At 69.7% G+C, this 14,080-nt stretch carries 15 protein-coding genes; 5 read left to right on the top strand and 10 right to left on the bottom strand.

The annotated features are described in order from the left end of the window. Positions 1 to 58: 58 nt before the first annotated feature. From acnA to D4739_RS13175, 3 genes are all read right to left on the bottom strand, one after another. Positions 59 to 2,740, bottom strand: a complete 2,682-nt coding sequence (gene acnA, locus D4739_RS13185) for an aconitate hydratase AcnA (protein ID WP_120061046.1) — start codon at positions 2,738 to 2,740, stop codon at positions 59 to 61. 138 nt (positions 2,741 to 2,878) lie between these two features. Next, positions 2,879 to 4,063, bottom strand: coding sequence for a class I SAM-dependent RNA methyltransferase (locus D4739_RS13180; RefSeq protein ID WP_238473647.1), 1,185 nt, complete (start codon positions 4,061 to 4,063; stop codon positions 2,879 to 2,881). Between the two features lie 10 nt (positions 4,064 to 4,073). Continuing rightward, a complete protein-coding gene (locus D4739_RS13175; protein WP_120061044.1) occupies positions 4,074 to 6,098 on the bottom strand; it encodes an APC family permease in 2,025 nt (674 codons plus the stop codon). A gap of 53 nt (positions 6,099 to 6,151) precedes the next feature. Here D4739_RS13175 and D4739_RS13170 point away from each other — a divergent pair, with 53 nt between their 5' ends. Next, on the top strand, positions 6,152 to 6,814 hold the full coding sequence (locus D4739_RS13170; RefSeq protein ID WP_120061043.1) for a potassium channel family protein: 663 nt from the start codon (positions 6,152 to 6,154) through the stop codon (positions 6,812 to 6,814). Then, complete coding sequence (locus D4739_RS13165) at positions 6,814 to 7,482, top strand: potassium channel family protein (RefSeq protein ID WP_120061042.1); 669 nt, start codon at positions 6,814 to 6,816, stop codon at positions 7,480 to 7,482. The genes D4739_RS13170 and D4739_RS13165 overlap by 1 nt, the downstream gene beginning before the upstream one ends. A 35-nt stretch (positions 7,483 to 7,517) precedes the next feature. Here the strand turns inward: D4739_RS13165 and D4739_RS13160 are convergent, their stop codons facing one another. The 4 genes from D4739_RS13160 to dut are packed head-to-tail and all read right to left on the bottom strand — an operon-like array spanning position 7,518 to position 9,709. Then, a complete protein-coding gene (locus tag D4739_RS13160; RefSeq protein ID WP_238473646.1) occupies positions 7,518 to 8,225 on the bottom strand; it encodes a DUF3159 domain-containing protein in 708 nt (235 codons plus the stop codon). Beyond that, positions 8,222 to 8,587, bottom strand: coding sequence for an OB-fold nucleic acid binding domain-containing protein (locus tag D4739_RS13155; RefSeq protein ID WP_120061041.1), 366 nt, complete (start codon positions 8,585 to 8,587; stop codon positions 8,222 to 8,224). Before D4739_RS13155 ends, D4739_RS13160 begins: the two co-directional genes overlap by 4 nt. 16 nt (positions 8,588 to 8,603) lie before the next feature. Then, the gene (locus D4739_RS13150; RefSeq protein WP_182920417.1) at positions 8,604 to 9,239 is read right to left on the bottom strand and encodes a DUF3710 domain-containing protein; all 636 of its coding nucleotides are present in this window, start codon (positions 9,237 to 9,239) and stop codon (positions 8,604 to 8,606) included. Further along, positions 9,236 to 9,709 carry a dUTP diphosphatase gene (dut, locus tag D4739_RS13145; protein WP_120061901.1) on the bottom strand — a complete coding sequence of 158 codons (474 nt, stop codon included), beginning with the start codon at positions 9,707 to 9,709 and terminating at the stop codon, positions 9,236 to 9,238. The genes D4739_RS13150 and dut overlap by 4 nt, the downstream gene beginning before the upstream one ends. Positions 9,710 to 9,760: 51 nt before the next feature. Between dut and D4739_RS13140 the strand changes: the two genes are divergently transcribed. Further along, a complete protein-coding gene (locus D4739_RS13140) occupies positions 9,761 to 10,195 on the top strand; it encodes a DUF3093 domain-containing protein (protein ID WP_238473645.1) in 435 nt (144 codons plus the stop codon). Between the two features lie 55 nt (positions 10,196 to 10,250). Then, positions 10,251 to 10,634: a DUF4235 domain-containing protein gene (locus tag D4739_RS13135; RefSeq protein ID WP_120061039.1), complete on the top strand. Its 384-nt coding sequence runs from the start codon at positions 10,251 to 10,253 to the stop codon at positions 10,632 to 10,634. Positions 10,635 to 10,723: 89 nt separating this feature from the next. Here D4739_RS13135 and D4739_RS13130 read toward each other — a convergent pair whose 3' ends face one another. From D4739_RS13130 to D4739_RS13120, 3 genes are all read right to left on the bottom strand, one after another. Then, positions 10,724 to 11,014, bottom strand: coding sequence for a DUF4193 domain-containing protein (locus D4739_RS13130; RefSeq protein ID WP_120061038.1), 291 nt, complete (start codon positions 11,012 to 11,014; stop codon positions 10,724 to 10,726). 169 nt (positions 11,015 to 11,183) lie between these two features. Then, positions 11,184 to 11,978 (bottom strand): inositol monophosphatase family protein, encoded by a 795-nt coding sequence (locus D4739_RS13125; protein ID WP_120061037.1) that lies wholly within the window; start codon positions 11,976 to 11,978, stop codon positions 11,184 to 11,186. Continuing rightward, the gene (locus tag D4739_RS13120) at positions 11,975 to 13,096 is read right to left on the bottom strand and encodes a ferrochelatase (RefSeq protein WP_120061036.1); all 1,122 of its coding nucleotides are present in this window, start codon (positions 13,094 to 13,096) and stop codon (positions 11,975 to 11,977) included. The genes D4739_RS13125 and D4739_RS13120 overlap by 4 nt, the downstream gene beginning before the upstream one ends. A gap of 80 nt (positions 13,097 to 13,176) precedes the next feature. Between D4739_RS13120 and sepH the strand changes: the two genes are divergently transcribed. Continuing rightward, entirely contained in the window at positions 13,177 to 14,073 is an 897-nt protein-coding gene (sepH, locus tag D4739_RS13115) for a septation protein SepH (protein WP_120061035.1), read from the top strand. Positions 14,074 to 14,080 lie beyond the last annotated feature (7 nt).

Below are 14,080 nucleotides of genomic sequence, written 5' to 3'. Positions count from 1 at the left end.
CACTCCCGGAGGAGCAGCGGGCCGAACCGATCAAGCAGGGGCAGATCAGCCCTGGCAATCAGCCCTGGGCAACCAGGTTGCGCAGGACGTACTGCAGGATGCCGCCGTTGCGGTAGTAGTTCGCCTCACCGGGGGTGTCGATGCGGACGACGGCGTCGAACTCGACGCCCGAGTCGGTCACAACGCGAACCGTCTTCGGCGTGACACCGTCGTTCAGCGCCGTGACGCCCGTGACGGAGAACGTCTCCTCGCCGGTCAGGCCCAGCGACTCGGCGTTCTGGCCGGCCGGGAACTGCAGCGGGAGGACGCCCATGCCGATCAGGTTGGAGCGGTGGATGCGCTCGTAGGACTCGGCGATGACGACCTTGACGCCCAGGAGCGAGGTGCCCTTGGCGGCCCAGTCGCGCGACGAGCCGGAGCCGTACTCCTTGCCGGCCAGGACGACCAGCGGGATGCCGGCGGCCTGGTAGTTCTGCGAGGCGTCGTACACGAACGAGACCGGACCACCCTCGACGGTGAAGTCGCGGGTGTAGCCACCCTCGGTGCCGGGCGCGACCTGGTTGCGCAGGCGGATGTTCGCGAACGTGCCGCGGATCATGACCTCGTGGTTGCCGCGGCGCGAGCCGTAGGAGTTGAAGTCACGCGGCGTGACGCCGTGCTCGGTGAGGTACTTGCCGGCGGGGGTGTCGCCCTTGATGTTGCCGGCCGGCGAGATGTGGTCGGTGGTGACCGAGTCGCCGAGCTTGAGCAGCACGCGTGCGCCCGAGATGTCCGTGACCGGCGTGGTGTCGAGCGACATGCCGTCGAAGTACGGCGCCTTGCGGACGTACGTCGAGGCCTCGTCCCACTCGAAGGTCTTGCCCTCCGGGGTGGGCAGGCCCTGCCAGCGCTCGTCGCCCGCGAACACGTCGGCGTAGTCCTTGGTGAACATGTCCTGGCTGATCGCCTGGGCGATGGTGGTCTCGACGTCGATCGGCGAGGGCCAGATGTCCTTGAGGTAGACGTCGTTGCCCTCGGTGTCGATGCCGATGACACCGTGCAGCAGGTCGATGTCCATCGTGCCGGCGATCGCGTAGGCGATGACCAGCGGCGGGGACGCCAGGTAGTTCATCTTCACGTCGGGGTTGATGCGACCCTCGAAGTTGCGGTTGCCCGAGAGCACCGAGACGACCGCGAGGTCGTGCTCGTTCACCGCGGCAGAGACCTCGGGGATGATCGGGCCCGAGTTGCCGATGCAGGTGACGCAGCCGTAGCCGACGAGGTCGAAGCCGAGCTTCTCGAGGTACGGCGTGAGGCCGGCCTTGTCGTAGTAGTCGGTGACGACCTTGGAGCCGGGCGCGAGCGTGGTCTTGACCCACGGCTTGCTGGTCAGGCCCTTCTCGACGGCGTTCTTGGCCAGCAGCGCGGCGCCGATCATGACCGACGGGTTGGACGTGTTGGTGCACGAGGTGATCGACGCGATCGTGACGGCGCCGTTCTTCAGCTCGAACGACGTGCCGTCGGCCAGCGTGACCGGGACGGACGCGGCCGGCTCGGTGCTGTACGTCGGGAGCGCGGTCGCGAAGGCGGTCTGGGCGTCGGTCAGCTGGACGCGGTCCTGCGGACGCTTCGGGCCGGCGATCGACGGGACGATCGTCGACAGGTCCAGCTCGAGCTTCTCGGAGTAGCGCGGCTCGGCTGCGGGGTCGTGCCAGAGGCCCTGCTCCTTGGCGTACGTCTCCACCAGCGCGAGCTGGTCCTCGGAGCGGCCGGTCAGGCGCATGTAGTTGATGGTCTCCTCGTCGATCGGGAAGACCGCGATCGTGGAGCCGAACTCCGGAGACATGTTGCCGATGGTGGCGCGGTTCGCGAGCGGCAGGACGGTGACGCCGGCGCCGTAGAACTCGACGAACTTGCCGACCACGCCGTGCTTGCGCATCATCTCGGTGATCGTCAGCACGAGGTCGGTGGCGGTCGTGCCCTCGGGCAGGTCGCCGTAGAGCTTGAAGCCGACGACGCGCGGGATCAGCATGGAGACCGGCTGGCCGAGGAGCGCAGCCTCCGCCTCGATGCCACCCACACCGAAGCCGACGACGCCGAGGCCGTTGACCATGGTGGTGTGCGAGTCGGTGCCGACGCAGGTGTCGGGGTAGGCCTGCAGGACACCGTCGACCTCGCGGGTGAAGACCGTGCGGGCCAGGTGCTCGATGTTGACCTGGTGCACGATGCCGGTGCCCGGCGGGACGACCTTGAAGTCGTCGAACGCGGTCTGGCCCCAGCGCAGGAACTGGTAACGCTCGCGGTTGCGCTCGTACTCGATCTCGGTGTTCTTCTCGAACGCGTCGACCGTGCCGAAGAACTCGGAGATGACCGAGTGGTCGATGACCATCTCGGCCGGGGACAGCGGGTTGATCTTCGACGGGTCGCCGCCGAGGTCGGCAGCGGCCTCACGCAGCGTGGCGAGGTCGACGATGCAGGGCACGCCGGTGAAGTCCTGCATGATCACGCGCGCCGGGGAGAACTGGATCTCCTTGTCAGGCTCGGCGGTCTCGTCCCAGCCGGCCAGCGCCTTGATGTCGTCGGCCGTGATGTCCGCGCCGTCCTCGGTGCGGAGCAGGTTCTCCAGGAGGACCTTCAGCGAGAACGGCAGCGACGCAACGTCGAGGCCCTCGCCTTCGACGGCGTTGAGCCGGAAGATTTCGTACGACGTCCCGTTGACGTCGAGGGCGCCCTTGGCGCCGAAGCTGTCCTGACTGGCCATCAGCCATCTCCTCGTGTGTGTTGTGCTGCGCAACTCGGGCCCATCCTGCCGCGCCCCTCGCGAGGGCGGTAGACGTTGATGGGATGTCTCAGAAGCTGTTGGGCTTTTTCGGGTCGATCTCGTTCAAGTCTCTTGACATCAAGATACATCACGTCGAGTGAACAGCGCCACGCATTCCACGTGGTGTGTCATCGGGAAGAGGTCGAAGGCCCGCAGCGCCGACAGCGTGTAGCCGTGCTCCGCGAAGAGCGCAACGTCGCGCCCGAGCGCCGCGGGGTCGCACGCGACGTACGCGACGGCGCGCGGGGCCCGGTCGACGACCTGGTCGACGACAGCCTTCTTGGCACCGTCGCGCGGCGGGTCGAGGACGACGACGTCGAACGGCTCGTCGTAGGACGTGGCGAGGGTCTTGTCGACAGCGCCCATCACCGCCTTGGCCTGGCGGAACGCGCGCAGGTTGGTGGTGGCGTGGTCGACCGCGGACTGGTCGCCCTCGATCGCGACGACCTTGCCGCTCTCCCCCACCGCGTCAGCCAGGAAGGAGGCGAACAGGCCGACGCCGGCATAGAGGTCGAGGGCCTTCTCGCCCTCGGCCGGCTGGAGCATGTCCAGGACGGTCTCGACCAGCAGCTTCGGCGCGGAGGGATGGACCTGCCAGAAGCCGTCGGCAGCGACCAGGTAGTCGTGCGTGCCGGCGGACGTGGTCACCGTGTGCGACACGGGGCCGGTGGGGGCTCCGGCGTTGGCCTCCTCCGTCGCGATCAGGCAGTCGTCGATCTCGACGACGTTGCGCGAGCGGTGCTCGTGCAGGCCGTGCAGCCCTCCCGGCAGCCCGACCCAGGTCACCCGGGTGCGCCACCGCAGGCCGGCGTTGATGTCGGCGGACTCCCCCGACACGTGCTCGACCGACAGCCGTGTCAGCAGCGGGTCCGCGGGGTCGAGCTTGCCCAGGCGCGTCAACTGCTCGCGCACCACCGTGGTCTTCAGGGCGCGCTGCGCCTTCAGCGTGACGTGCTGGAAGTCGCAACCACCGCAGGCCGCCGGGCCGGCGTACTGGCAGACGGGCTCGATGCGATCGGGCGAGGCGGTGAGCACCTCGACCGCGTCGCCGCGCCAGAACCGGTCACCTTCGGTGCCCTCGGTGATCTCGACGACGACGGTCTCGCCGGGCAGGGTGTGGCGCACGAAGACGGCGCGGCCTTCGACACGGCCGACACAGAAGCCGCCGTGAGCGATCCGCTCCACCTCGACGGTGTGGCGCTGACCGACCACGGAGTCGCCGCGGGCCTGTCGCTGGCGGGGGCTACGGGTGGTTCGGGACACGAGGGTCCTTTCAGTTGTCGCGCGCGCGTCCGCTGCGCAGGTCGCCGGCATGGACGCGGGTTTCCTCGCGTGCCTCCCGGTCGAGCGCGATCCGGGACGAGCGGAGCTGGTACGGAACGGACGTCACCATGACGCCCGGAGTGAACAGGAGGCGCCCCTTGAGGCGCAGCGCGGTCTGGTTGTGGAGCAGCTGCTCCCACCAGCGCCCGACGACGTACTCAGGGATGTAGACGGCGACCACACCGCGGGGGTGGGCGCTGCGGATCGCGACTGCGTAGTCGACGATCGGACGGGTCAGCTCCCGGTACGGCGAGTGGAGGACCTTGAGGGGCACGTCGATGCCGCGCTCGTCCCACTCCTCCAGCAGCCGGTCGGTGGACTCGGCATCGATGCCGACGTAGACGGCTTCGAGCGTGTTGGGCCGGGTCGCCTTCGCGAACGCCAACGCACGAAGCGTCGGCTTGTGCAGCTTGGAGACCAGCACGATCGCGTGGACCCGGGTCGGCATGACCTTGTCCTGGTCGTCCGCAGCCAGCTCTTCGGCGACGCGGTCGTAGTGCTTGCGGATGCCCTGCATCAGCAGGAAGAACAGGATCATCGCGATGATCGTGATCCACGCTCCGCTCAGGAACTTGGTGATCAGCACGATGACCAGAACGACCGAGGTCATGCCCAGACCGAAGGTGTTGATCATCCGCGAGCGCTGCATGCGCCGGCGCTCGGAGGGGTCCCGCTCGGTGGCGAGGTGACGGGTCCAGTGCCGGATCATGCCGAGCTGGCTCAGGTTGAACGACACGAAGACGCCGACGATGTAGAGCTGGATCAGCTTCGTCGTCTGGGCGTCGAAGGCCAGGATCAGAACGATGGCCATGACCGCGAGGAAGACGATGCCGTTGCTGTAGGCGAGGCGGTCGCCGCGCGAGCCGAGCGCACGGGGCGCCAGCCCGTCCTGCGCCAGGATCGACCCGAGCACCGGGAACCCGTTGAACGCGGTGTTGGCGGCAAGCACCAGGATGATGCCGGTGACCGAGACCACGAAGTAGAACCCCGGCGAGAAGTCGCTGAACACGCCTGCAGCGATCTGCGAGATGACCGGGTGCTGGTCATAGCCGTCGGGAAGCGCGCCGCCTGCGGCCTGGCGGAGGTTCTCCAGGTGGTGCGGGTCGACGTAGCGAATGCCCATCTGCTTGGCGAGGATGATGACGCTCAGCATCATGGTGACCGCGATCAGGCCGAGCAGCAGCAGCGTCGTCGCCGCGTTCTGGCTCTTCGGCCGCTGGAAAGCCGGCACGCCGTTGGAGATCGCCTCGACACCGGTCAACGCCGCACAACCGGACGAGAAGGCCCGCGCGAGCAGGAAGAAGAGCGCTATCTGGTTCAGCGGCCCCTCCCAGCCCTCCTCGGGGGTGATCTTCAGGTGCGCGCTCTCGGCCTCCGGAAGGTGCCCGAAGGTCAGGCGCAACAGCCCGAGGGCACACATGCCCAGGATCGCGACCATGAACAGGTACGTCGGCACCGCGAAGAAGGTGCCGGATTCACGGACGCCCCGGAGGTTGAGGGCGGTGAGCAGCACGACGGCCGCACTTGCCGCCATGGCCTCGTGGCCGATCAGCGACGGGATCGCGCCGGCGGCGTACTGCGCAGCCGACGAGATCGACACCGCCACCGTGAGCACGTAGTCGACGAGCAGCGCGCTCGCGACCGTCACGCCGGCGCTGCGACCGAGGTTGACGGTGGCCACCTCGTAGTCGCCGCCGCCCGACGGATAGGCGTGCACCGTCTGCCGGTACGACGCGACCACGGTCAGCATCACCAGCGCAACAGCGAGGCCGATCCACGGCGACCAGACGTACGCCGAGGCACCCGCGACGGCGAGCATGATGAAGACCTCGTCGGGCGCATACGCCACCGACGACAAGGCGTCACTGGCGAAGACGGGGAGCGCGATGCGCTTGGGCAGCAGCGTCTCTCCCAGCTGGGAAGAACGCAGTTTGCGGCCCAGAAGGATCCGCTTGGAAACATCGCCGACACCCACAAGCCGACAGGCTAGACCAATGCGCGCCACATACCTGCGCTAGCGTCTGTTCCGTGCACGTCGTGATCATGGGTTGTGGCCGCGTCGGATCGACGCTCGCCCGCAGCCTCGAAGACCGTAATCACACCGTTTCGGTGATCGACAACAACGCCGACGCGTTCCGACGCCTCGGTCCGTCGTTCAACGGAGAGAAGATCCTCGGCTACGGCTTCGACCAGGAAGTCCTGGCCAAGGCCGGCATCCGTCGTGCCGACGCGTTCGCTGCGGTCTCCAACGGTGACAACTCCAACATCATCGCCGCCCGGGTGGCGCGCGAGACGTTCGGCATCCAGCAGGTCGTGGCCAGGATCTACGACCCAGGACGCGCCGAGGTCTTCGAACGACTCGGCATCAGCACGGTCGCGACCGTGCGCTGGACCGCCGACCAGGTGCTGCGCCGGATCCTCCCGGCCGGCGCCGAGCCCAACTTCCGCGACCCGTCGGGGACCATCCGCGTCGACCAGGTCCCGGCCCCCGAGCCGTGGATCGGTCACCGCATGGGCGCGCTCCAGGAGCAGGCCGTCTGCCGCATCGCGTGGATCGATCGTCTCGGTGAGGGCATCCTGCCCAACCGAGAGACCCGCATCCAGGAGGGCGACATCCTCCACATGGTCATGCCCGAGCTGACCGCCGGCAGCGTCTACGCCGCCATCGAGCGCGGACCTGAGGAGAACTGATGCGCGTCGCCATCGCCGGAGCCGGCGCCGTGGGCCGCTCGATCGCCCGTGAGCTGATCGAGAACGGCCACGACGTGCTGCTGGTCGACAAGAGCCCCGACTCCATCCGCCCCGAACGCGTGCCCGGCGCCGAGTGGCTGCTCGCCGACTCGTGTGAGCTGAGCTCGCTCGAGGAAGCGCGCTTCGAGCACTGCGACGTGGTCATCGCCGCGACCGGCGACGACAAGGTCAACCTGGTCACCTCGCTGCTCGCCAAGACGGAGTTCGGTGTGCCGCGCACCGTGGCTCGGGTCAACCACCCCAACAACGAATGGCTCTTCACCGAGGCGTGGGGCGTCGACGTCAGCGTCTCGACCCCGCGCATCATGTCGGCGCTGGTCGAGGAGGCGGTCTCGGTCGGCGACCTGGTCCGGCTCTTCACGTTCCGCAAGGGCAACGCCAACCTGGTCGAGATGGTCCTGCCCGAGGACTCCCCGCACGTGGGGCGCCCCAGCGGACTGGTGCCGTGGCCCGACAACTGCGCGCTGGTCACCATCCTGCGCGACGGCCAGGTCTACGTGCCCGAGAACGACCAGCCACTCGAGGCGGGCGACGAGCTGCTGTTCGTCGTGCCTGCCGACGTCGAGGAAGAGCTCGAGCGCATCCTCGCGCCCGGCACCCACGGCTGACCACGCTGCGCCGCAGGAGGCCAGTCCGCAGCAGGTCAGGCGGGCTGTTCCTCCAGCGGCGTGGCGTTGCGGCTGAGCAGCCACGCCATCGCCGCGAGTGAGGCGATCTGCAGCGGCCAGCCCATGACCAGCTTGCAGCCGCCGAGGATGCCGACCGCGAGGCCGGTGTCCATCAGGCCGTTGGTCGCCGCCAGGTAGATCGGAGCCTGGACGACGACGCGCAGGATGCACGGGGCGACCAGCACCCAGGTGAGCAGGCTGCAGAGCTTGACGATCTGACGGTCCGACCGCCAGCCGGTCGGGTCTCCCGTGACGCTGCCGACCATGAAGCCGACGACCGGCCAGCGGACGATGTTGCTGAACGCGAGAACCACTGCGTAGCCGGCGTTGTAGAGCAGGCCCGGCAGGAAGTAGGCCAGCGCCTGCTCATCGGCGGTGCCGCCGCCCTTGGCCGCGCGGGCCGCGAACAGGGCGCCGATGCCGATGCCCAGCAGTGCGTTGACCGCGAACTGGACCGACGATCGCTGGACGACGCGCACCGCCAGCGCGAGGAGGGCCGCGGCGAGGCTGATCACCAGCGCCAGCTTCAGGTCGCGCGTCGTCAGGAAGACGACGGTGAACAGCACCGTCGGGACGGCGGCCTCGACCATGCCGCGTCGGCCGCCGAGTGCGTCGGCGAGGTGCTGGCGAACGACTGCCTCGACGGTCTGGGTGGACGGTGCCTCGGCGATCGGATCACTCACGACGTGAGCTCGTAGCGCGGGTTGAACATGACGCGCGTGTTGTCCTGGACGCCGATGCGCCCCTCGACACGGACCTCACGGCCCGGCGCGATGCCGGCGATGCGCCGACGGCCCAGCCAGATCAGGGTCAGCACCTGCGTGCCGTCGTAGAGCTCGGCCTCGAGCGCCGGGACACCGCCACGGGGGCGGAGCGTCACCGTGCGCAGCGAGCCCTGCAGCACCACGTGCTCGCGGTCAGGGGCAGCCGCGATCGTGCCGCAGCCGCTGCCCGCCACGGAGGCCTGGAGGTCGCGTGCGTGCTGGTCCGAGCTGTTGGCCCAGCTGCTGATCGATTGCCGCAAGCGGCTGCGTCCCTCACCCATGACTCCAGCCTAGTCGTCAGGTGTCCAGGCGTCGGGCAGACGCCGGAACCACCAGGGGCAGCGCCTCGCCGGGAGCCATGGCGCCGGCGCCACGGCGCACCACGAGCGAGGCCAGCGCAGCGTCGTACGGCGCGCGGGCGGTGTCGTCGACAGCAGGTGCACCGATCAGGGTGCCGCGGACGAACCAGCGGTCGCCGTCGATGCCGACGATGCGCGACTCCTGCCGGCCCGGGGTCCCGTCAGGCATCGGAGCGGTGAACTGGCAGAGCAGCTCGTCACCCCAGGGACCGGGGACGGCCGTGGCCGTGCCGCCCTTGCGGGCGGCGTCAGCGGCGACCTGCGGGCGGATCTCGTCCCACATGGCGCCGCCACGGCGCGCTGCGAAGGCACGGACCTCGAGAGCACCGTCGGCGCCGGCGTAGACGACCGCCTGGACCTCACCGGTGCTCTCCTCGACCTGCATGCGCACCTCGAGTCCTTCGACGGGAGCGAGCAGCAGTCCACCGAGGTCGACCCGCGCCACCCCGTCGCCATCGATGTCGACCTGCGCCGAGTCGCGGGGACGGGCGGGTTCGGTCGCGGCCACCGGCGTCTCGGCGGCGTCGCCGGCCAAGCTCGGAGCGACGGCGTTCTTCTTGCGGTTGAACTTCACGAGGTGCTCCTGGCAGCTGAGATGAGGGGTTCGGCGAATCCGCCTGTGGAGCCGTGGCCACCTTCGCCGCGGGCCGTCTCCGAGAGGGAGTCGACCTCGACGAAGCGCGCGCGCTCGACGCGCTGGACCACCAGCTGGGCAATGCGGTCACCGCGGCGCAGCGTGATCGGCTCGCGCGGGTCGAGGTTGATCAGGCAGACCTTGATCTCGCCGCGGTAGCCCGAGTCCACCGTGCCCGGCGCGTTGACGATCGAGAGTCCGTGCTTCGCAGCAAGACCGCTCCGGGGGTGCACCAGGCCGACGAACCCGTCCGGAAGGGCGAGTGCGACACCGGTCGGGACCAGCTCGCGCTCCCCCGGGGCCAGCGTCACGTCCACCGTGGTGACCAGGTCGGCGCCGGCATCACCCGGGTGTGCGTAGGACGGGACAGGGACGTCCGGATCAAGCCGGACGAGCGGGATCTCGCACATGGTTCCGACCCTACCTGCGGGCCGATCGAGGCGGGATGTCAGGCTTCTCCCGTGGAGTACGCCGAGCGACTGACCGTCCCCCTGCGCTGGTGGGTGCAGGCGACGATGCTCATCGCCACCTTCTGGCTGGCCCTGGCCGTCGCGGTGCCGCCCGTCCCGGCGTTCTCGATCACCGGCGGGATCTGCCTTCTCGTCGCTGCCGGCTTCGTCCGCTACGGCGCCGCGCGCATCGAGATCCGTGGCAACGAGCTCCGCGCGGGCCGCGCCCACATCTCCACGGCGTACGTCGGGGTCGTGACGGCGCTGGACAAGGAGCAGGCCCGGCTGGCGGCCGGGCGCGACGCGGACGCACGCGCGTTCCTGCTGCTCCGTCCCTATGCCAGGCGTGCCGTCCGGGTCGAGATCAACGACCCGGCCGACCCCACGCCGTACTGGCTGCTGTCGACGCGCCACCCGAAGCGGCTGGCGCGGGCACTCTCCTCCTGAGGCCCGGCTCTGGCTAGGGTGTGACGGAACGCTTACCCCCTGAGGAGGGATCTCGATGGCATCCGGCTCCAAGGCCTGGTCGCTCATGTCGCTGGGCGCTGCGCTCGGCAGCGCCGCGGTCGCGAAGAAGACGCTCAACACCGGGTGGAAGTCCGCCACCGGCAAGACCCCTCCGTCCAACCCGGCCGACCCTGACGTCGCGCTGTGGGAAGCCGTTGCCTGGGCTGCCGCGAGTGGCACGTTCGTCAACATCATGAAGATGCTCGCGACCCGCCGCGCCGCGACCTACTACCTCAAGTCCACCGGCAACCTGCCCCCGGAGCTCCGCGCCGACGGCAACAAGGCCAGCAAGAAGGGGCCCGCCGGCAAGCGCAAGGCCGAGCCGAAGGGCGGGCGCGACCTGAGCGACGCGGGCGAGGTCATCGGCGCCAGCATCTGAGGTCGGCTTCCGGGCGCGCCCTGAATGCACGAGAGGCCGCCGTCCCCATCGGGGGACGGCGGCCTTCTCGCGTCTGTAGCCGGCTGCGTTCAGTCGCAGTCGCGGCAGATCATCTTCTTGGGGTCAGCCAGCTGGCTGCGGTGGTGCACCAGGAAGCAGCTCATGCAGGTGAACTCGTCGTCCTGCTTGGGTCGAACCTCGACCGCAAGCTCTTCGTGCGACAGGTCCGCGCCCGGCAGCTCGAAGGATTCGGCCGCTTCGGCCTCGTCCTCGTCAACCTTGCCCGAGTTCTTGTCGTGACGACGGGCCTTGAGCTCTTCAATGCTCTCTTCGCCCTGCTCTTCCTCGGTCTTCCGAGGTGCGTCGTAGTCAGTCGCCATAAAACCTTCTCCAGTCGTCCTGCCGTCGCTTCTTCTCGTGGAACTACGCGGTCGGCGCGCCAGATTGTGCACCATCTCCCGAGTTTGTGCACGCGCATTCCACAGGATGCTTGCCAAGGAACAGCAACCGGGGGTCGGCTATTCCCGGAATGCCGCTCGAATCGCCGGTTCAGCCGGCCAGGAATCCGCAGGTCTGGACCAGCCCCAGGAACTCCTCGAAGCCGTGTCGAGGCGCCGCGATGACGCAGTTGCGCCCACCGGCCCCGGGCGCGTGGGCGACCTGTGCGCCCGCCTCCTCGGCAATCAGCCCGGCGGCCGCGTGGTCCCACAGCTCGGTGCCCTCCTCGACATAGGCATCGGCGGCACCTTCGGCGAGGTGACACAGGTCGAGGGCGCAGGAGCCCATGCGCCGCAGGTCGCGTACCTGCGGCAGCATCCGCGCCACGGCGGCGGCCTGGATCGCGCGCCGCTCCGCGGAGTAGCTGAAACCGGTCAGCACGAGGCGCTCTGCCAGCGGCGCCGGCGCCCGTACGCCGATCGGCTGGCCGTCGCGGGTCGCTCCCGCGCCGCGCGCCGCGGCGTACTCGGTGCGGGACGCGACGTCGAAGACGACGCCGGCCACGACGACTCCGTCGACCTCGGCGGCGATGGAGACGGCGTACTGCGGGATGCCGTAGAGGAAGTTCACGGTGCCGTCGATCGGGTCGACGATCCAGCGGACACCACTGGTGCCGGGGACGTCGTCGCCCTCCTCGCCGAGCACGGCGTCGGTGGGGCGGGCGACGAGGAGGCGGTCCCGGATCAGCTCCTCGGCGGCCCGGTCGACATCAGTGACCACATCGACGGCGCTGGACTTGGTGGCGGCAACGCTGACGCCGTCGGCCCTCCTGGTGCGCACCAGGTCGGCTGCCTCGGCCGCAACGGCGCGCGCCAGCGCCAGCAGCTCCGCGCTCAGGTCCGTCACTGCTCCGCGCCTCCCAGGGCCGGGCGGGCACCCCTCGGGTTGGCGCAGCAGCCGGGCGCACAGCGATCCCAGCAGGCCGGGAGACTGCCCTCGGCGGGTCGCTCGACCTCGGGTCCCCCGTCGACGGCGGCGCGCTCCACAGCCGCGCGCTCCACGACGAGCTCGCGGACCATCGACACGAACCGCGGGTCGATGCCGGCCGTGGCCGCGCGCACGAACTCGAGGCCGAGCTTCTCGGCGGTCGCGGCAGCCTCGGTGTCGAGGTCCCAGACCACCTCCATGTGATCGGAGACGAAGCCGATCGGCACGACGACGACGGCCGGGCGCTCCTGACCGAGTCGCTCGGCGATCTCCGCCAGCTTGGTCAGGTGGTCGTTCACATCGGGCTCGAGCCACGGGATGTGCGGCGCGCCGGAACGCGAGCAGAACGTCAGCTCGTGGCGGTAGCGGTGGCCGGTCTCGAGCCGCACCCGCTCGATGATCTCCTCCACGACGCTCTCGTGCTCGCGGACGTAGGACCCGCCGTGGGGGCCGCTGGAGGCGTTCATCGTCTCGGGGATCGAGTGGGTCACGAAGACCAGGTGCGCCGACTCGCGCGAGCGGTCGGCCAGCTCGCCGAGCGCCGTCAGGGTCGAGTCGACCATCGCCTCGACGAATCCCGGGTGGTTGAAGTAGTGCCGCAGCCGGTCCAGCACCGGTGCGCCCTCGACCGCTGCAACCGCGTCCGCGAGGTTCTCGCGGTACTGCCGGCAGCCGGAGTACGACGCGTAGGCCGACGTGGTCAGCACCGCAGCGCGCTTCACCCCGTCTGCGGCCATCTGCCGCACGGTGTCGGTGACGAACGGCGCCCAGTTGCGGTTGCCCCAGTAGACCGGGAGGTCGAGCCCGTTGCCCGCGAAGTCCTCACGGAGCGCGGCGAGGAACTCCTCGTTGCGCTCGTTGATCGGCGACTTCCCGCCGAAGTGGAAGTAGTGCTCCCCCACCTCCACGAGCCGCTCGCGCGGGATGCCGCGTCCGCGCGTGACGTTCTCGAGGAACGGGACGACGTCTTCCGGCTTCTCCGGACCCCCGAAGGAGACCAGCAGGAACGCGTCGTACGGCGTGGGGTCCGGCTGCATGCGCCCATCGTAGAGAGGAAGGGCGTAGGCTCGCCGCCACGGAGTCGCCCGACCCTTCGCACAACAAAGGACCAACGGACATGCAGCACCTCTCGCTCGCAGGACTGAGCGAAGACGGTCGCCGTCTGCTGATGGTCGACGGGGCCGGGCAGGAGTTCTCGCTGGATGTCGATGTCCGGTTGCGAGCCGCACTCCGTGGTGACAGTGCACGCCTCGGCCAGTTGGAGACCAAGATGGAGTCGACCCTTCGCCCCCGCGACATCCAGGCCCGGATCCGGTCTGGTGAGTCACCGGAGGACGTGGCACTAGCCGCCAAGACGACGGTCGAGAAGATCCTTCCGTACGCCAACCCGGTGCTCGCCGAGCGCGAGCACGTCGCGCGCCGCGCGCAAGGCTCGTCGGTGCGCCGGCGTGGCGGGCTCGACTCCGGCGCCCGCACGCTCGGTGACGCCGTGGCGGGTCAGCTGCGTGCCCTCAACGTCGACCCCGAGTCGGTCGAGTGGGACGCGTGGCGCCGCGAGGACGGCCGCTGGGCCCTCACCGCGGAGTACTCCGCCGGTCGTCGCCAGGGCCACGCCCGCTTCGCCTTCGACGCCCCCGGCAACTACGTCACCACCGAGAACGACGACGCCCGCTGGCTGATCGGCGACCCGCTCCAGGAGTCCGAGGCCACGCCGAAGCGCGATGACCTCCAGCAGGCCCGTGAGCGCCGCCAGGCCCCGCCGGTAGCTGCCGAGCAGCTCGTGTTCGACGAGACGGCCCCCGCCGAGCCCACGGTCGACCTCACGGAGACCGCCGCGCGCGTTCGCGAGAACCCCGCCGCTGCACCCGCCGAGCCCACCGAGCCCACCGCCCAGCCGGCCGCCGAGGTGGAGCCCGAGCCCGAGGCGCCCAAGAAGCCGGCCACCAAGCGCCGTGGCCGGGCGTCCGTCCCGAGCTGGGACGAGATCATGTTCGGCGGCGGCCAGCAGGACTGACCCGCTG

It is taken from the genome of Nocardioides cavernaquae, from assembly GCF_003600895.1.
Classification (GTDB): domain Bacteria; phylum Actinomycetota; class Actinomycetes; order Propionibacteriales; family Nocardioidaceae; genus Nocardioides; species Nocardioides cavernaquae.
This window is presented reverse-complemented; position numbering and strand designations above follow the sequence as displayed.

Coding starts and splice junctions, on each gene's coding strand:
- acnA (WP_120061046.1), bottom strand. CDS start 2,740: ATGGCCAGTCAGGACAGCTTCGGCGCCAAGGGCGCCCTCGACGTCAAC.
- D4739_RS13155 (WP_120061041.1), bottom strand. CDS start 8,587: ATGGGTGAGGGACGCAGCCGCTTGCGGCAATCGATCAGCAGCTGGGCC.
- dut (WP_120061901.1), bottom strand. CDS start 9,709: ATGTGCGAGATCCCGCTCGTCCGGCTTGATCCGGACGTCCCTGTCCCG.
- D4739_RS13165 (WP_120061042.1), top strand. CDS start 6,814: ATGCGCGTCGCCATCGCCGGAGCCGGCGCCGTGGGCCGCTCGATCGCC.
- D4739_RS13130 (WP_120061038.1), bottom strand. CDS start 11,014: ATGGCGACTGACTACGACGCACCTCGGAAGACCGAGGAAGAGCAGGGC.
- D4739_RS13135 (WP_120061039.1), top strand. CDS start 10,251: ATGGCATCCGGCTCCAAGGCCTGGTCGCTCATGTCGCTGGGCGCTGCG.
- D4739_RS13120 (WP_120061036.1), bottom strand. CDS start 13,096: ATGCAGCCGGACCCCACGCCGTACGACGCGTTCCTGCTGGTCTCCTTC.
- sepH (WP_120061035.1), top strand. CDS start 13,177: ATGCAGCACCTCTCGCTCGCAGGACTGAGCGAAGACGGTCGCCGTCTG.